Origin of the sequence: Agrobacterium sp. LR_9, assembly GCF_041954855.1 — a bacterium.
Classification (GTDB): Bacteria; Pseudomonadota; Alphaproteobacteria; order Rhizobiales; family Rhizobiaceae; genus Agrobacterium; species Agrobacterium leguminum.
This window is the reverse complement of sequence record NZ_JAVAYA010000001.1, coordinates 19,565-37,192: the sequence shown is the minus strand read 5'-3', so window position 1 is coordinate 37,192 and position 17,628 is coordinate 19,565. Positions and strand designations below refer to the sequence as shown.

General features: G+C 59.5%; 16 protein-coding genes and 1 tRNA gene. 3 read left to right on the top strand and 14 right to left on the bottom strand.

Annotated elements, in window-relative coordinates; genetic code table 11:
* Nucleotides 1–4: 4 nt before the first annotated feature.
* From RAC79_RS00175 to RAC79_RS00150, 6 genes are all read right to left on the bottom strand, one after another.
* Nucleotides 5–976: an ABC transporter permease gene (locus RAC79_RS00175; RefSeq protein ID WP_003493080.1), complete on the bottom strand. Its 972-nt coding sequence runs from the start codon at nucleotides 974–976 to the stop codon at nucleotides 5–7.
* A 6-nt stretch (nucleotides 977–982) separates the two neighbouring features.
* Nucleotides 983–2,086, bottom strand: coding sequence for an ABC transporter permease (locus RAC79_RS00170; protein WP_003524352.1), 1,104 nt, complete (start codon nucleotides 2,084–2,086; stop codon nucleotides 983–985).
* Nucleotides 2,087–2,093: 7 nt separating this feature from the next.
* The gene (locus RAC79_RS00165) at nucleotides 2,094–3,599 is read right to left on the bottom strand and encodes an ABC transporter ATP-binding protein (RefSeq protein WP_374996851.1); all 1,506 of its coding nucleotides are present in this window, start codon (nucleotides 3,597–3,599) and stop codon (nucleotides 2,094–2,096) included.
* 81 nt (nucleotides 3,600–3,680) lie between these two features.
* Nucleotides 3,681–4,673 (bottom strand): BMP family protein, encoded by a 993-nt coding sequence (locus RAC79_RS00160; protein ID WP_003524348.1) that lies wholly within the window; start codon nucleotides 4,671–4,673, stop codon nucleotides 3,681–3,683.
* A 214-nt stretch (nucleotides 4,674–4,887) separates the two neighbouring features.
* Nucleotides 4,888–5,538: a peptide-methionine (S)-S-oxide reductase MsrA gene (msrA, locus tag RAC79_RS00155; RefSeq protein ID WP_142844305.1), complete on the bottom strand. Its 651-nt coding sequence runs from the start codon at nucleotides 5,536–5,538 to the stop codon at nucleotides 4,888–4,890.
* 74 nt (nucleotides 5,539–5,612) lie between these two features.
* Entirely contained in the window at nucleotides 5,613–5,930 is a 318-nt protein-coding gene (locus RAC79_RS00150) for a hypothetical protein (protein ID WP_003524345.1), read from the bottom strand.
* Nucleotides 5,931–6,150: 220 nt separating this feature from the next.
* Here RAC79_RS00150 and RAC79_RS00145 point away from each other — a divergent pair.
* The 3 genes from RAC79_RS00145 to dnaJ all read left to right on the top strand — a co-directional run bounded on the left by RAC79_RS00145 (nucleotide 6,151) and on the right by dnaJ (nucleotide 9,678).
* A tRNA-Ser gene (locus RAC79_RS00145) sits at nucleotides 6,151–6,240 on the top strand.
* 309 nt (nucleotides 6,241–6,549) lie between these two features.
* Nucleotides 6,550–8,451, top strand: a complete 1,902-nt coding sequence (dnaK, locus tag RAC79_RS00140) for a molecular chaperone DnaK (protein ID WP_003524342.1) — start codon at nucleotides 6,550–6,552, stop codon at nucleotides 8,449–8,451.
* A gap of 90 nt (nucleotides 8,452–8,541) precedes the next feature.
* Complete coding sequence (dnaJ, locus tag RAC79_RS00135) at nucleotides 8,542–9,678, top strand: molecular chaperone DnaJ (protein ID WP_004439156.1); 1,137 nt, start codon at nucleotides 8,542–8,544, stop codon at nucleotides 9,676–9,678.
* 66 nt (nucleotides 9,679–9,744) lie between these two features.
* On the opposite strand, the gene RAC79_RS00130 is transcribed toward dnaJ, so the two are convergent.
* From RAC79_RS00130 to rpmF, 8 genes are all read right to left on the bottom strand, one after another.
* A complete protein-coding gene (locus RAC79_RS00130; RefSeq protein WP_174043768.1) occupies nucleotides 9,745–10,296 on the bottom strand; it encodes a DUF924 family protein in 552 nt (183 codons plus the stop codon).
* Between the two features lie 13 nt (nucleotides 10,297–10,309).
* A complete protein-coding gene (locus RAC79_RS00125; protein WP_059759493.1) occupies nucleotides 10,310–10,522 on the bottom strand; it encodes a SlyX family protein in 213 nt (70 codons plus the stop codon).
* A gap of 148 nt (nucleotides 10,523–10,670) precedes the next feature.
* Complete coding sequence (locus RAC79_RS00120) at nucleotides 10,671–12,176, bottom strand: tripartite tricarboxylate transporter permease (RefSeq protein ID WP_065654774.1); 1,506 nt, start codon at nucleotides 12,174–12,176, stop codon at nucleotides 10,671–10,673.
* A gap of 9 nt (nucleotides 12,177–12,185) precedes the next feature.
* Nucleotides 12,186–12,647, bottom strand: a complete 462-nt coding sequence (locus RAC79_RS00115; RefSeq protein WP_174043766.1) for a tripartite tricarboxylate transporter TctB family protein — start codon at nucleotides 12,645–12,647, stop codon at nucleotides 12,186–12,188.
* A gap of 101 nt (nucleotides 12,648–12,748) precedes the next feature.
* Complete coding sequence (locus tag RAC79_RS00110; protein ID WP_065654776.1) at nucleotides 12,749–13,732, bottom strand: tripartite tricarboxylate transporter substrate-binding protein; 984 nt, start codon at nucleotides 13,730–13,732, stop codon at nucleotides 12,749–12,751.
* Nucleotides 13,733–13,930: 198 nt separating this feature from the next.
* Nucleotides 13,931–15,277 carry a sigma-54 dependent transcriptional regulator gene (locus RAC79_RS00105; RefSeq protein ID WP_078051453.1) on the bottom strand — a complete coding sequence of 449 codons (1,347 nt, stop codon included), beginning with the start codon at nucleotides 15,275–15,277 and terminating at the stop codon, nucleotides 13,931–13,933.
* Complete coding sequence (locus tag RAC79_RS00100; RefSeq protein ID WP_174038995.1) at nucleotides 15,274–17,076, bottom strand: sensor histidine kinase; 1,803 nt, start codon at nucleotides 17,074–17,076, stop codon at nucleotides 15,274–15,276. The genes RAC79_RS00105 and RAC79_RS00100 overlap by 4 nt, the downstream gene beginning before the upstream one ends.
* Nucleotides 17,077–17,263: 187 nt before the next feature.
* On the bottom strand, nucleotides 17,264–17,449 hold the full coding sequence (gene rpmF / locus RAC79_RS00095; protein ID WP_003507205.1) for a 50S ribosomal protein L32: 186 nt from the start codon (nucleotides 17,447–17,449) through the stop codon (nucleotides 17,264–17,266).
* Nucleotides 17,450–17,628: the final 179 nt, after the last annotated feature.

Sequence of the window (17,628 nt, the reverse complement as noted above, 5' to 3'; positions counted from 1 at the left end):
GGATTTAACGCTCCTTCGCATAGGCAACGCCACCGGCCTTGGGGGGCTTGGCGACGCCGATGAAACCGGCAAGCAGGATGCAGGTCAGAATATAGGGCATGGCCTGGAAAATCTGCACCGGCACCTCGCCGATACCGGGCACGGATTTGCCCTGCATGAAGTTGGCGAAGGCATCCAGAAAACCGAAAAGCAGGCAGGCGAACATGACCGGCACCGGCTTCCATTTCGCGAAGATCAGCGCCGCAAGCGCTATATAGCCCTTGCCGGCCGACATGTTGGCGATGAAGGCCGCCGACTGCGCAACGGCGAGATAGGCGCCTGAAAAACCGCAGAGGAAACCGGCGACGATGACGGCGCGGAAACGCATCCATGTCACCGAAATGCCGGCCGTATCCACCGCACCCGGGTTTTCACCAACGGCGCGCAAGCGAAGGCCGAAACGGGTACGGTAAAGCACCCACCAGGACAGCGGCACCGCCAGAAAGGCGAGATAGGTGAGGATATTGTTGCCGGAAATGACATTGGCATAGAGCGGGCCGATGAAGGGCACCTCGCGCATCGCATCCGCACCCGGCAGGATGATCGGCGCAAAGCGGCCCTCGGACGGCAATTGCGGCGTGCGGCCGCCCTGCCCGAACCAGGCTTGCCCCAGAACCACCGTCAGGCCGGCGGCGATGAAGTTCAGCGCCACGCCCGACACGATCTGGTTGCCGCGATTGGTGATGACGGCGAAACCATGGATCAACGAGAAGAGGATGGAAACAGTGATGCCCGCCAGCAGACCGGCCCATGGATCTGCCGTGAGATAGGCGACGCAGGCGGAGGCGAAGGCCGCCGCCAGCATCTTGCCTTCAAGGCCGATATCGAACACGCCCGCGCGTTCGGAAAAGAGCCCGGCAAGTGCGGTGAAGAGCAGCGGGATGGTGAGACGGACGGTCGAGCCGAGGATGCTGACCAGCATATCGAAGAAATCCATATCAGCTCACCCCTTTGCCAAACGCTGGTAGATGCGGACGACCGCCGGCCGGTACATATATTCCAGCGCGCCGGCAAACAGGATCACCAGACCCTGAATGACCACGATCATCTCGCGGGTAATGTTCGGCATCTCGAAAGAAAGATCCGCACCGCCCTGATAGAGAATACCGAACAGCAATGCCGCGAAGATGATGCCGAGCGGATGGCTTCGCCCCATCAGCGACACGGCGATGCCCACGAAGCCAGCACCGCCGACAAATTCCACCTGCAGGCGGGCGGAAGCGCCCATGACCGGGTTCAGCGCCATCATGCCCGCCAGACCGCCGGAAATCAGCATGGCGATGATGACCGTGCGCGCATAGGGAATGCCGGCATAGATGGCGGCCGACGGGCTGATGCCGAGCGTGCGCATCTCATAACCGAGCTTGGTGCGCCAGATCAGCACCCAGACGAGGAAACACATGACCAGCGCGATGATGAAGGAGACGTTGAACGGCGCCGGCCCGAGCTTGAGGCCGAACAGCGCCATCAGCCAGTCCAATTTCGGCAATTGCCCGCCCGGCAGGAAGGTGCGCGTTTCCGGCGCCATCTTGCCCGGCACGATCAGCACATTCACCAGCAGATAGACCATCAGTGCAGCTGCGATGAAGTTGAACATGATGGTGGTGATGACGACGTGGCTGCCGCGTTTTGCCTGCAACCATGCCGGAATGAAGGCCCAGGCCGCGCCGAAAAGCGCGGCACCGATGACGGCGAAAGGCATCGTCACATACCACGGCACGTAACGGTCGAGCGCCAGCGCCACCAGCGCAGCACCCAGCCCGCCAATATAGGCCTGACCTTCCGAACCGATGTTGAAGAGGCCGGCATGGAAGGCCACGGCGACCGAAAGGCCGGTGAAGATGAAGCTCGTCGTGTAGAACAGCGTGAAGCCGATGGCATCGCCACGGCCGAGCGCACCTTCGATGAGCAGGCGCAGCGCCGCCAGCGGGCTTTCACCGATAGACCAGACAACGAGGCCGGAAATCAGAAAGGCAGTAACAACGTTCAGCAAAGGCAGCAGGCCGTAGCTGATCCAGTTTGGTAGGGGTACGGAAGCGGTGCTCATTCATGCCTCATGCGGCGATGCCGGCCATCATCAGGCCCAGCGTCTGTTCTTCGGCTTCCGCCGTTTTTTCTCCAACGACACGACCGGCGAACATGACCATGATCCGATCCGAAAGGGAACGGATTTCATCGAGTTCGACAGAAACCAGCAAAATCGCCTTTCCGGCATCGCGCATCTCGATGATGCGGCGATGGATGAACTCGATGGCGCCGATATCCACGCCGCGGGTCGGCTGACCGATGATCAGCATCTTGGGATCGCGCTCGATTTCGCGGGCGACGACGATCTTCTGCTGGTTGCCGCCGGAAAAATTGGCGGTCTTCAACTGCGGATTCGGCGGGCGAATGTCGTATTTCTCGATCTTTTCGACCGCATCCCTGCGGATGGCCTCGGGGTTGAGGAAAGGCCCTTTGCCATAACGCTCATCATGGTGATAACCGAGGATGGAGTTCTCATATTCCTCGAATTTCAGTACCAGCCCCATATGGTGGCGGTTTTCCGGGATATGCGCGAGGCCGAGCCTGCGCAAAATTGCCGGATCGGGGTGGTCCACCTTCTGGCCATCCACCCATATCTCGCCCGAATGGGGCTTGCGGATGCCCGCGATGGCTTCGAGCAGCTCCGACTGGCCATTGCCCGCCACGCCGGCAATGCCGACGATTTCACCGGCACGGACATCGAGCGAGACATCATCCACCATGGTGACGCCGCGACTGTCCTTGACGGTCAGATTGCGGATGGAGAGCAGAACATCGCCGGGCGTCGTCTCGCCCTTTTCCACCCTGAGCAGCACGCGGCGGCCAACCATCAGTTCGGCCAGTTCCTCGACGCTGGTTTCGGAGGTCTTGCGGGTGGCGACCATTTCACCGCGGCGCATGACGGAGACGGAATCCGTGATCGCCATGATTTCGCGCAGCTTGTGGGTGATGAGGATGACGGTCTTGCCCTGCTCGCGCAGGACGCCGAGTATCTTGAAAAGGTGATCGGCCTCGGCCGGCGTCAGAACGCCGGTCGGCTCATCGAGGATCAGGATTTCGGCGCCACGATACATGGCTTTGAGGATTTCGACTCGCTGCTGCAGGCCGACCGGCAATTCCTCGATGACCGCATCCGGATCGACTTCCAGACCGTAATCGTCCTCTAGGCGCTGCAACTCCTTGCGGGCCGCCGCCCGGCCCTTAGCGAGCGATGCACCGCCTTCCGCGCCGAGCATGACGTTTTCCAGCACGGTGAAATTTTCCACCAGCATGAAGTGCTGATGCACCATGCCGATGCCGGCATTGATGGCCGTCTGGCTGTCACGGATCGCGACGGGCGTGCCATTCACCCGGATTTCACCGGCGTCCGCTTGGTAAAAGCCATAGAGGATCGACATCAGGGTCGATTTCCCGGCACCGTTTTCCCCGATGATGCCGTGGATGGTGCCCTTGGCGACCGTCAGATTGATATTCTTGTTGGCGTGAACGGCACCGAATTTCTTGTCGATGCCCACCAGTTCGATTGCAGGGTCCATACTCAAACCGAAACCTCTCCGAAGGCTGGATATGAAAAGGGCGCAAGATGAAAAACATCATGCGCCCCCGTGCATATCATATCATTTCGGGCAGGAATTATCCGCCATATAGTCATGAACCTTAACGGCGCCGGAGATGATATCGGCCTTCGCCTTGTCCACGGCGGCGGTCATTTCCGGCGTGATCAGAGCCTTGTTGTTGTCGTCAACCGCGTAAGCGACGCCATCTTCCTTGACGCCGAGCGCAACGATGCCGGGGGTGAACTTGTCGTCCTTTGCATCCTTATAGGCATTGTAGACGGCCAGATCGACGCGCTTGACCATGGAGGTCAGAACCGAACCCGGATGCAGGTGGTTCTGGTTGGAATCGACGCCGATCGAGAACTTCTTGTTGTCGGCGGCGGTCTGCAACACGCCGATACCGGTCGCACCGGCTGCCGCGTAAATCACGTCCGCACCCTGGTCGATCTGGTTCTTGGTGAGTTCGCCGCCGCGCACCGGATCGTTCCAGGCAGCACCCGTGGTGCCGGTCATGTTCTGGAAGACTTCGATCTTGTCGTTGGCCGCCTTGGCGCCCTGCGCATAACCACAGGCGAACTTACGGATCAGCGGAATATCCATGCCGCCGATGAAGCCGACCTTGCCGGTCTTGGAGGCCATGCCGGCCAGAAGACCGACGAGATAGGAGCCTTCGTGCTCCTTGTATACGACGGAGCGAACATTCGGCAGTTCGACGACGGAATCGACGATGACGAACTTGGTGTCAGGGAATTCTGCTGCGACCTTTTCCATGGCCGAGGTCCAGGCAAAGGACACGGCGACGACCGGATTGAAGCCCTTGCTGGCGAAGTTGCGGATGGCCTGTTCGCCCTGCGTGTCGCTGGTCGGTTCGAAATCGCGGAACTCGATGCCCGTTTCCGCCTTGAACTTTTCAGCGCCGGCCGCAGCGGCCTCGTTGAACGACTTGTCGAACTTGCCGCCCGTGCCATAGACCAGCGCCGGCTTGATATCCGCGGCGAGCGCGGAAGCCGACATTGCGGCAAGCGCAAAAAGCGTCAGAAGGGATTTTTTCATTGTGCAGCCCTGTTGTTGCAATTGATATTATAAGGGTCCTCCCGCAATCCCGTTGACCGGGAATGTCTGCGGAACCGCCAGCCGTTTTCCCGGCTGTGCTTGCCTCATATCCTTGCATGGCTCAATGAAAAATTCATCCGGTTTTTTTGACCCGGTGGAAAAACTTTATTCTGGCGCTTTTTTGGTCTTTCCACCGGGGCGACCTGCAAAAAATCTAGTCGATATTGCAGCTTACGCCGGTTCCCCTCAGGCCGCAGTAGCCGCCCGGGTTCTTGGCAAGATATTGCTGATGGTAGTCTTCAGCGTAATAAAACTTTTCAAGCGGCCCGATCTCGGTGGTGATGGCGCTGCCATGGCCGGCCTCGTCCAAAGCCTCTTGAAAAGCATCGCTCGCCTTCTGCGCCTGCTGCAACTGCCCTTCCGTCGTCGCGTAAATGGCGGAACGGTAGGTCGTGCCGACATCGTTGCCCTGCCGCATCCCTTGTGTCGGATCATGCTCCTCGAAGAATATCTTCAGCAGGCCCGGGAGCGAGATCACGGCCGGATCGTAGACAACCTTGACCACTTCGGCGTGGCCCGTCTGGCCCGTCGTCGTCTCCTGATAGGTGGGGTTGCGGGTGAAGCCGCCGGCATAACCCACAGCCGTCACCCACACGCCTGGCGTTTTCCAGAACAACCGTTCCGCACCCCAGAAGCAGCCCATGCCGAGATAGATGGTTTCAAGTCCGTCCGGATAAGGCCCCTTCAAGGGCCGGCCATTGACGAAATGGGCTTCCGGCACCGCAAGCGCCTCTTCACGGCCGGGCAAGGCGGTTTCTTCGGTCGGCATCGTCGTTTTTTTTGAAAGCGTATCGAACAGGAACATTCGGTCCTCCATGCGGCCAGTTCCGCCGCTTCTCATGGTTCACGTCTGCGGGCACCCATTTCGACAGATACAAGTCAGGCCGATAAACGCCTCATCGCCTTGTGTTTCCTGTAACCCGCCATCCAGCAGAGCAGGGAAAGCGCCAGGGAAACGGCAAATGCGGGCACCGCCGACAGGGCATTTTCAATGAAGCGCCACGCTTCAGGGTGAATATAGTGAGCCATGGCCGCTTCCACCATGGTGCGCGAGGCAGGAAGCAGATAGTTCCAGACGGACAGGATGCCGGTGATGTTGACCGAGGAGGTGGAAACCGAGCGGACCGAATCGAGCACACCCAGAAAAACCGCCGCCACGAGGAAAAGAAAGCTCAAAAACCGCAAAAAAGCTTTCATCAGGGACACCTCGTTTACGATCTGCCGGTCAGGCAGCCATATTTTGAAATCTATATTGCATCGATAAAGGCGGGAAAACCGGTTTGCAATCGCATCGGAACACAGGAAATTGCCGACATTTCAAAAAACTGTCAGATTCGTGTTGATCCCTGCGAATTCATCGGTATATATCGCGCCGTTCCAGTGATTTGCATTCTTCAAAACATGCAGATTTGAAAAAGGACAGGTGGCCGAGTGGTTTAAGGCGCACGCCTGGAACGCGTGTGTGCGTGAAAGCGTACCGTGGGTTCGAATCCCACCCTGTCCGCCATTTCACCTCACCCCGATACCGTTAAAAGCCAGTCTCAACGGGTCGCTCGCCGCGATGCCGACCGGCAGCGCCGTGTATAAGCTGAGCCGCGTTTTCCCGCTTCCGCAAGCCGTGATGGCTATGCTTCTGCACAGACAGGGGTTTCCTGCGCTTTTTTGCTGCGCTTCCCCCTGTCTTGCGCCTTGCAGCAGGAAAAATCGCTCCTTATATACGCCGCATAACAGCAGCGAAGGCTGCAAATCCAAGTCAAGGAGTTGCCACAAGAATGCCTCACGGGGTTCCGGCAACTCGCTTAAAGGAGAGAAGAGCATGGCAAAAGTAATCGGTATCGACCTTGGCACGACCAATTCCTGCGTCGCAGTGATGGACGGCAAGGACACGAAAGTTATTGAAAACGCGGAAGGCGCGCGTACCACGCCGTCCATGGTGGCATTTTCCGACGATGGCGAACGCCTTGTCGGCCAGCCGGCCAAGCGCCAGGCGGTCACCAACCCGACCAACACCCTGTTTGCGGTCAAGCGCCTGATCGGCCGCCGTTATGAAGACCCGACTGTCGAAAAGGACAAGGCTCTGGTCCCCTTTGAAATCGTCAAGGGTGACAATGGCGACGCATGGGTGAAGGCGCAGGACAAGCCCTATTCCCCTTCGCAGATTTCCGCGATGATCCTTCAGAAGATGAAGGAAACGGCTGAATCCTATCTCGGCGAAAAGGTCGAGAAGGCCGTTATCACGGTTCCTGCCTACTTCAACGACGCCCAGCGTCAGGCAACCAAGGATGCCGGCCGCATTGCCGGTCTGGATGTTCTGCGCATCATCAACGAGCCGACTGCGGCGGCACTCGCCTATGGCCTCGACAAGAAGGACGGCAAGACGATTGCCGTTTACGACCTTGGCGGCGGCACCTTCGATATTTCCGTGCTGGAAATCGGCGACGGCGTCTTCGAAGTGAAGTCCACCAATGGCGATACCTTCCTTGGTGGTGAAGACTTCGACATGCGTCTGGTCGAGTATCTGGCCGGCGAGTTCAAGAAGGATCAGGGCATCGACCTGAAGAACGACAAGCTTGCCCTGCAGCGCCTGAAGGAAGCTGCCGAGAAGGCGAAGATCGAGCTGTCGTCCTCGCAGCAGACCGAAATCAACCTGCCGTTCATCACGGCCGATGCTTCCGGTCCGAAGCACCTGACGCTGAAGCTGACCCGCGCCAAGTTCGAAAGCCTGGTCGACGATCTGGTGCAGCGCACCGTCGCACCCTGCAAGGCAGCACTCAAGGATGCCGGCGTTTCCGCTTCCGAGATCGATGAAGTCGTTCTCGTCGGTGGCATGAGCCGCATGCCGAAGGTGCAGGAAGTCGTCAAGCAGCTGTTCGGCAAGGAGCCGCACAAGGGCGTGAACCCGGATGAAGTGGTTGCCATGGGCGCCGCCATACAGGCCGGCGTTCTGCAGGGCGACGTCAAGGACGTTCTGCTGCTCGACGTGACCCCGCTGTCGCTCGGCATCGAAACGCTGGGTGGCGTCTTCACCCGTCTGATCGATCGCAACACGACGATCCCGACCAAGAAGAGCCAGACCTTCTCGACCGCCGAAGACAACCAGTCGGCCGTGACCATCCGCGTCTCGCAGGGTGAGCGCGAAATGGCGCAGGACAACAAGCTGCTCGGCCAGTTCGACCTCGTCGGCCTGCCGCCGGCACCGCGTGGCGTTCCGCAGATCGAAGTAACCTTCGATATCGACGCCAACGGCATCGTGCAGGTTTCGGCGAAAGACAAGGGCACCGGCAAGGAACAGCAGATCCGCATCCAGGCTTCCGGCGGTCTCTCCGACGCCGACATCGAGAAGATGGTGAAGGACGCCGAAGCCAATGCCGAAGCCGACAAGAAGCGTCGTGCGGGTGTGGAAGCCAAGAACCAGGCCGAAAGCCTCATCCACTCCACCGAGAAGTCGGTGAAGGAATATGGCGACAAGGTTTCCGAGACCGACCGCAAGGCTATCGAAGACGCCATTGCCAGCCTGAAGACCGCCGTCGAAGCCGCTGAGCCGGATGCAGACGACATTCAGGCCAAGACCCAGACCCTCATGGAAGTCTCCATGAAGCTCGGTCAGGCCATCTACGAAGCACAGCAGGCCGAGGCCGGCGATGCTTCCGCAGAAGGCAAGGATGATGTCGTCGATGCCGACTATGAAGAAATCAAGGACGATAAGAAGTCCGCATAATAGCGCGACTTCCCGACTCCTCACACCATATGCAAGACATCCGGCTGCCGACGTGCAGCCGGAAATCCATTTGCGGGGCTTGTTATCTTAATGGCGAAAGCAGACTTTTACGAAACACTTGGCGTCAGCAAGACCGCGGACGAAAAAGAGCTGAAAAGCGCCTTCCGCAAACTCGCGATGAAGTACCATCCGGACAAGAACCCGGACGATGCCGATTCCGAACGGAAATTCAAAGAAATCAACGAAGCATACGAAACGTTGAAGGACCCGCAGAAACGCGCGGCCTATGACCGTTTCGGCCACGCGGCCTTTGAAAACGGCGGCATGGGCGGCGGTGGCGGCTTTGGCGGCGGCGGTTTTGCCAATGGCGGCTTCTCGGATATTTTCGAAGACATCTTCGGCGAGATGATGGGCGGTGGCCGTGCGCGCCGCTCTTCCGGCGGACGCGAGCGCGGCGCCGACCTTCGCTACAATATGGAAATCACGCTGGAAGAGGCCTTCACCGGCAAGACGGCGCAGATCAGGGTTCCGACCTCGATCACCTGCGATGTCTGTTCCGGTTCGGGTGCAAAGCCCGGCACGCAGCCGAAGACCTGCGCGACCTGTCAGGGTTCCGGTCGCGTGCGCGCAGCGCAGGGCTTCTTCTCGGTGGAACGCACCTGCCCCACCTGCCATGGTCGCGGGCAGACGATCTCCGATCCCTGCGGCAAGTGCCACGGTCAGGGCCGTGTAACGGAAGAGCGTTCGCTTTCCGTCAACATTCCCTCGGGCATCGAGGACGGCACCCGCATTCGCCTGCAGGGCGAAGGCGAGGCTGGCATGCGTGGCGGCCCGGCGGGTGATCTTTATATTTTCCTGTCCGTGCGTCCGCATGAATTCTTCCAGCGCGACGGCGCCGACCTTTATTGCACCGTACCGATCTCCATGACGACGGCAGCACTTGGCGGCACCTTCGACGTCACGACGCTCGACGGCACCAAATCGCGCGTTACGGTTCCGGAAGGAACCCAGCCGGGCAAACAGTTCCGTCTGAAGGGTAAGGGAATGCCGGTTCTGCGTTCGGCGCAGACGGGCGACCTCTATATCCAGATTCAGATCGAAACGCCGCAGAAACTCAGCAAGCGTCAGCGCGAGCTGTTGCAGGAGTTCGAGCAGCTCTCCTCCAAGGAGAACAATCCGGAATCGACGGGCTTCTTCGCCCGGATGAAGGAATTCTTCGACGGCTGATTGTCGCCGCCCCATGCTTTAAGAACGCCGCCATCCTTCGGGACTGGCGGCGTTTTCATTTCCGACTCAGCCGGAAAAGCCGCCTTCTTCCAGATATTGCCGTTCCTCCGGCGTCGTTTCCCGCAGCAAAATGTCGTTGCGATGCGGAAAGCGGCCGAAACGCTCGATGATATCGCGATGTTCTTCGGCATGATGAAGATAAAGCCCGCCAAGTGGCTGGTTCAGGTCGCAGGCACGCCGCTGGGCGGCGATATCCTCCGCATGGGAAAAGGGCAGGTAGAAGAAAACGCGTAAATCCTCGCCCACCGCCTGGTCATGCCCGCGGCGGATGGCCTCGTCGGCAAAGAGCCGCGCCAGCGGGTCGGTGGCGTACATGTGAGCGGTGCCGCGAAAGCAGTTGCGCGGAAACTGATCCAGCAGAAGCATCAGCGCGAGACTGCTTTCCGCACCCTCCAGCCAGTCGTCCAGCTCACGCCGAGCTGCTGCAAAATGGGCATCGCGGAAACGATCATGAAAATGACTGTCAAAGGCCGCGTCCTTGTCGAACCACTTGTCCGGTCCGGCCTTCTTCCAGAAATCGACGATATCGGCGGCCAGCGCGGCGGTTTCGTTTTTCATTGGCTCTTCCCTGTCAATAATGCGGCGGTCGAGTAATCGCGGGCGCGTCCAGCGATTGCTCCTCCAGGCTCAGGAACCTCTCCGTCAGGCGGTCGAGCTTGGCGCGGGTCTGCTCCACCACCTTCCATTGTTCCGCCAGCTGATCGGACAGCTCCTCTATCACCTTCGCCTGATGCGCGGCCGTTTCCTCGAGCGCAATGATCCGTTTTTCGGTTTCCGACGTCATATCGACCTCTCTTTCCAGCCCTTCCTTGGGCCTAAAAGCGCCTGAGTCAACCATATGTCGCTTTGGTGAAGCGAATTCGTCACGGCGATCCAGAAACGGAAAAAGCCGGCGATGTTTCCATCGCCGGCATCCGAGTTCTTGGCTTTCCTCAGTCTTCTTCTACGAAAACCTCCTCACGCTTCTTCTTCACGCTGGGCAGGAAGACGACGATCAGCACGGCCAGAGCAATGAAAAGCAGGGTGGCGCTGATCGGCCGGGTGACGAAGGTGGTCGGATCGCCGCGCGACAGGATCATGGCGCGGCGCAGGTTCTCCTCCAGCAGCGGCCCAAGCACGAAGCCCAGGAGCAGCGGCGCCGGCTCGCAGCGCAGTTTCACCAGCACGTAACCGATGAAGCCGAAGAAGGCGACGGCATAGAGATCGAAGACATTGGAATTGACGCTGTAGACCCCGATGGCGCAGAAGGCCATGATGATGGGGAACAGCACATAATAGGGCACCGTCAGAAGCTTTACCCATAGCCCGATCAGCGGCAGGTTGAGGATGACGAGCATCAGGTTGCCGATCCACATGGAGGCAATGATGCCCCAGAACAGCGCCGGCTGTTCTGTCGCAACGTTCGGACCCGGCACGATACCCTGAATGATCATCGCGCCGATCATCAGCGCCATCACCGGATTGGCGGGAATACCGAGCGTGAGCAGCGGGATGAAGGAGGTCTGGGCACCGGCATTGTTGGCGGATTCCGGACCGGCCACGCCGGCAACCGCGCCATGCCCGAATTCTTCCGGGTTCTTGGAGACGCGTTTTTCCACCGTATAGGAAGCGAAGGCCGCGAGGATCGCGCCGCCGCCCGGAAGAATGCCGAGAGCGGAACCAATGACCGTGCCGCGCAGCACCGGCGCGATCATTTTCCTGAAATCCTCGCGTGTCGGCATCAGCCCGCTGACCTTGGCGATCAGCACCGAACGGGTGCGCTCGTTTTCGAGATTGCGCAGGATTTCGGCGATACCGAAGACGCCGACGGCCACGGCCACGAAGTTCAGACCGTCGGCATATTCACGGATGCCGAGGGTGAAACGCGGTGTGCCGCTATAGATATCGGTGCCGACCAAACCCAGCAGCAGGCCCAGCACGACCATGGCCAGCGCCTTGACGATGGAGCCATGGGCAAGCGCAATGGATGAAACGAGGCCGACGACCATCAGCGAGAAATATTCCGCCGCGCCGAATTCCAGCGCAATCGCCGTCAGAGGCGGAGCGAAGATCGCCACGAGGAAGGTGGAAACCGTGCCGGCAAAGAACGAGCCGATGGCGGCAATGGCGAGTGCGGCGCCCGCCTTGCCCTTGCGCGCCATCTGATATCCATCGATGGCAGTGACGGCGGAGGAGGATTCGCCCGGCATGTTGATAAGGATTGCGGTGGTGGAACCGCCATATTGCGCGCCGTAATAGATGCCGGCGAGCATGATCAGCGAAGAGACCGGCTCCAGCTGGAAGGTGATCGGCAGCAGCATGGCGATTGTGGCCGTTGCGCCGATGCCCGGCAACACGCCGATGAGCGTGCCAAGCAGCACACCGATGAGGCAGAAAAACAGGTTTTCCAGCGACGACGCCGTCGAAAAACCGAGTGCGAGATTATTGAACAGCTCCATCACGGCACCTTAAAAGTTAAGCCATGGGCCAAAGCGCTGGAAAGGCAGCCCGAGACCGTAGTTGAACACTGCGACGGAAAAGACCGTGATGGCCGCGGAAATGGCAACGGCCATCAGCGGGCTCATCTTGTGCGAGGCAAAGGCTGCGATGAGGGCGCTGAAAAACAGTGCCGGTACGAAACCAAGTCCCCGGACCGTGAGGCCGAAAAAGATGGGTGCGGGCAGAATGAAAAAAATACCCCGCCAGGCGATGGCTCCGATGGCGTCTCCCTGCACCCGGGTAGCGCGAAGAAATATGACGCTTCCAAGCAGGATCACGACGATGGCGAGAACGAGCGGAAAGTAACCCGGCCCCATGCGGAATGTGGTTCCCAAATCAAGCCCGTAGGACTGCAAGGCGAAAAAAGCGCCAAAACCGATGAAAATTGCCCCGCAGGCTGCTTCGGCAGGGTCAATAAAAAACGACTTCATGAAAGATGCCCCTCCACTGCGGCCAGCGACACACCGTTCCGCGCGTTAAAACGACAGCAGAAAACCGGCGGCGTAGCGCCGCCGGTCGTTCCGTTGCTCCATCAGTCGGCGTATTGGCCGGCGGACTCGATGACCGGCTTCCAGCGAGCGATTTCGCTTTCGAGCTTGGCCTTTAGCGCCGCAGGCGTCGCATCGCTTTCAGGGGAAGGCGTCGTGCCGAGTTCGGCGAACCGGGCCGCGACATTCTTGTCCTTCAGCGCGGCCTGGAGCGACTTGGAGAGCTTTTCGTTGATTTCGGCAGGCGTGCCCTTAGGCGTGTAAATGCCGTGCCAGATGCCGACCTCGAGTTTCGGCAGGCCCGCTTCAACGACTGTCGGCACATCAGGCAACACATCCAGCCGCTTGGCGGTGGTTACGGCATAAGCCTTCACCGTGCCGCCCTGGATCTGCTTGGTGGTATTGGTGGTCTGGTCGCACATGATGTCCACCTGGCCGCCGAGCAGATCGGTCATGGCCGGGCCCGTGCCCTTGTAAGGGACCGTGACGAGCGGAGTTTCGATGGCGCTCATGAACAGCATGCCGCACAGATGCGAGGCGGCGCCGATGCCGGCATTGGCGACGGTGACCTTGTCCTTGTTCGCCTTGGCGTATTCGATCAGACCTTTCAGATCCGTCGTCTCGAGGTTCTTGCGCGACAGGATGGTCATCGGCACTTCGGTAACGAGGCCGACATATTCGAAGGCGTTCAGCGTGTCGTAGGCGAGCTTGCGGTAGAGCGTGGCGCTGGTGGCCATGCCGATATGGTGGAGAAGAACGGTGTAGCCGTCCGGATCGGACGATGCCACACGGCCAGCACCCAGCGTGCCGCCTGCGCCGCCGACATTTTCGACGATGATCTGCTGGCCAAGGTCCTTCGACATGGATTCAGCGACAAGGCGCGCAACCGTATCCGTCGGGCCGCCCGCGGCAAAGGGCACGACCATGGTGATGTTGCGCTCCGGATAGTTCTGAGCGGATGCGGACAGCGCAAAAAGGGAAACGGCAGCGGCGGCAGCAAGGCCGGTGACTGTCTTCAGTATTTTCATCGATTCCTCCCGGATGAAAATGTTCGCCACTTCAGCCGCGCATGCTCCTCCATGGCGACCGGGGTGAGATATTTGCGATCCGGGATCGCCCTTCAGCAATGGCGGTCTTGTCGTGAGGTGCGCTTTTATTGCTGTCCCTGAACGGCAATGGGTGGATTTCTACCCATAGGGGCTCATCCATGGGTGGAAATCCACCCATCAGACCTCGGTCATGTGCCGCTGCAGCCCGTATTTCTGCATTTTCTCGTAGAGCGTTTTGCGCGAAATGCCGAGATTCTCATAGACGGATTTCAGATTTCCGCCATGTGCGGCGATTGCATGTGCGATCAGGCTTTTTTCGTAAGCCGCGACCCGTGCGGAAAGGGCCACTTTTCCGTCACCCTGAAACGGTAGCGAGGCTTCGGAAACATCGCTTTCCAGACCGAGAACGAAGCGGTCCGCGGCATTGCGCAATTCACGCACATTGCCCGGCCATTCACGCAGGGAGACGGCCGAAAGCAGACTTTGCGGCACGTCAGTGTCTTCCCGCCCGTAACGGGCAGCGGCTTCCCGCACGAGGTGCAGGAAAAGTAGCGGTATATCTGCGCTGCGCTGCGAGAGCGATGGTACGAGAAGTGTCGCCACGTTGAGCCGATAAAGAAGATCGGCGCGGAACCGGCCAGCCGCGACTTCCTGTTCCAGATCGACCTTGCTGGTGGCGATGAAACGGACATCGAGTTCGACCGTTTCATTCGAGCCGAGACGGGTAATCACCCGTTCCTGCAAGACACGCAGGAAGCGGCCCTGCAATTCGAAGGGCATGGAGCCTATCTCATCCAGCAATATGGTGCCGCCGCGAGCATGTTCGAACTTGCCGTAGCGTGGGCGCAGCGCTCCCGGAAACGCACCGGCCTCGTGGCCGAATAGTTCACTTTCAATCAGCGTCTGCGGAAGGGCGGCGCAATTGATCGCCACGAAGGGCCGGTTGGCTCTGGCGCTGATGTCGTGAAGCGCCCGCGCCACGACCTCCTTGCCGGCGCCCGTGTTACCGACGATCAGCGTATCGGCGTCCGTCGCGCCGATGGCGCGGATACGATACCGCAGATCGACCATGATCTGGGTTCTGCCGGGCAGACGCGTTTCGAGATCGTCATGCTTGCCCGCTACCGCCTTGAGGCGGCGGTTTTCCAGTACAAGCGCCCGCCGATCATTCGCCCTTTTGATGATACCGGCGAGATATTGCGGCGTGAACGGCTTTTCGATGAAATCATACGCGCCGTTGCGCATGGCGTTGACCGCGAGCTGCACATCGCCATGGCCCGTCATCAGGATGACAGGTATTTCAGGATCGAGCTCCCGCACCTTCTGCAGCAGCGTCATGCCATCCATGCCGGGCATCCTGATATCGCTGACCACGACACCGTCGAAGCTGTAACCGATGAGTTCGAGCGCATGTTCTGCGCTTGCCAGCATGGTGACGGCAAAACCGGAAAGCTCCAGCGCCTGCGCGGTGGAAAAGCGCAGTTCTTCCTCATCATCGATCAACAGAACCCGCGACATGGTCATTCCGCAGCAGCCTCCACGCGCCAGGCGGCGGCCGGCAATTCGATCTCGAACTCAGCCCCGCCCTCGTCATGGTTTCTGACACGGAGCTGGCCGCCAAAATCCTTGATGATGTTATAGGAGATGGACAGGCCAAGACCGAGGCCGCGCCCCACGCCCTTGGTGGTGAAGAAGGGATCGAAAATGCGTTCTGAAATCGCCGCCGGCACGCCCGGACCGCGATCACGAATGAAAATCGACACCGACTGGCCATGCTGCACGGCACGCAGCGCAATGCGGCGATCCTCTCGCCCCTCCACCGCATCGGCAGCATTGGAGATGATGTTGACGAGCACCTGCTGCAGCCGCACCGGGCCGGCCTTCACGGCAAGCGGCACCCGGCCGAGATCCACATCCAGCACCGCATCGGCGGCCTTCAGCCGCGCACCGACGATTTCAAGCGTATCGCGAAGGACGGCTTCCAGACTTACCGCGGCCATTTTTTCATTGGGCTTGCGGGCGAAATTCCTGAGATGCTTGCTGATGGAAGCCATGCGATCGATAAGGCCCGAAATGCGCCTGAGGTTTTCCGTCACCTCCTCCAGCCGTCCCCGCTCCACGAGAAGCGAGGCGTTTTCGGCGTAGTTCTTGGCGGCTGCGAGCGGCTGATTGAACTCATGCGATAGCGCCGCCGACATCTGCCCGAGCGCTGCTAGCTTGCCCGCCTGCACCAGATCGTTCTGCATCTTGCGCAATTGCTTTTCCGTCTGGCGGCGTTCGGCGATTTCGTGCTCGATCTCCTGATTGACCCGCGCCAGATCGGCCGTGCGTTCCTCCACCCGTCGTTCCAGCTCCGCCTGCGCCTCCGCCTGATGCGTCAGGCGCTCCCGCAGACGACGACGCCTTTGCAGCATGGCGGCGATGAGGGCGGCCGCCAGGCAGAGGCAGAGGATGATGGCTATCATAGCCGTCTTCACCTGCGTTCGGAGCGAACCCGTGTCCATCAGCACGCTGACTGTCCAGCCCGCGTCCGGCATCGGCTGCGACAGGACCATATATTCCCTTTCACCGTCATCCTGGCTGATGGTCATCAGCTGATGCGAACCGAAATTGCCGTTTTTCAGGGGCAATTCCTTAAGGGTGGCATTGGCGTAGCGGCGGGAAGCCTCGGTTCGCGCCAGCCTTTCGGGTGTCAGCGGCATCAGGCCGGAATAAAGCCATTGCGACGTTCCGGTCATGAAGATGATGCCTTCCGGGTCCGATACCAGAATTCGGTTCTCACCATCGCCGAATGACGCTTCTATGCCTTCAATATCAACCTTGAAGACGATGACGCCCTTGATCTCCTCGTTGAAGAGAATGGGCGCTGAAAAATAATAACCGCGCTTGTGCGAGGTGGTGCCAAGCGCGAAGAAGCGTGACTGGAAGCCCTTGGCGGCATCCTGAAAATAGGGACGGTAGCTGAAATTCTCACCGACGAAACTCGTCGGCCCATCATAGTTGCTGGCGGCGATGGTCTCCCCATCCAGCGTGATGATGTAGATATCGGAGGATTCCAGCAGGGTGTTGATGGATTTGAGGTAGATATTGGCGCGCTGGCGCAGTTCGGCATCCTTGGGATGTGCGACCAGTTCCTCAATGTCGTCATGATCGGCAATCAGCGCCGGCAGCGGCTCGTAACGGTTCAAAAGCCCGCCGAGAGCAGAGACGGCCAGCCGCAGCGTCGTGCGGCCCTGCTCGGACATTTCGCCGAAATAGCTTTCCGCGATGATGCCGCCACCTCTCGTCACGGCGCCGTAACCGAGACCAAGGCTGAGAAGCATCAACACAAACCAGCGATATTTCACCGAAGCTCCCCTCCTGTTGCAGGCACCGAAACCTGCTCTCCCTGAAAGAGTGTAGGAGGAGCGGCCGAATTTTCCAAGTGAGCGGAAAAGGCAGGTGGACGTTCCTGAAAACAAAAAACCGGCCACGAGGACCGGTTTTTTGCAAAGATGATTTCAGAAAAGCTTATGCGCTTTCCTTCGGCGTCAGAACCTGACGGCCGCGATACATACCGGTCTTCAGATCGATATGGTGCGGACGGCGCAGTTCGCCGGAGTTCTTGTCTTCAACGTAGGTCGCAGACTTGAGACCGTCAGCCGAGCGGCGCATACCGCGCTTGGACGGGCTTGTTTTTCTTTTTGGTACAGCCATTTTTGTTACTCCACTTAAGCGGCGAAACAACGGAACCGGCCAGAACCAAAGGCCGAATGTCGGATGTCTCGATATCGGAAATTTGGCGCGCTTATACATGCCCAAACGGGCTTTGACCAGCCCTGACGCGCATTTTTTCCGATTCAACGGAATCAGCGCGGCGAGCTGCCCTCAGGCAT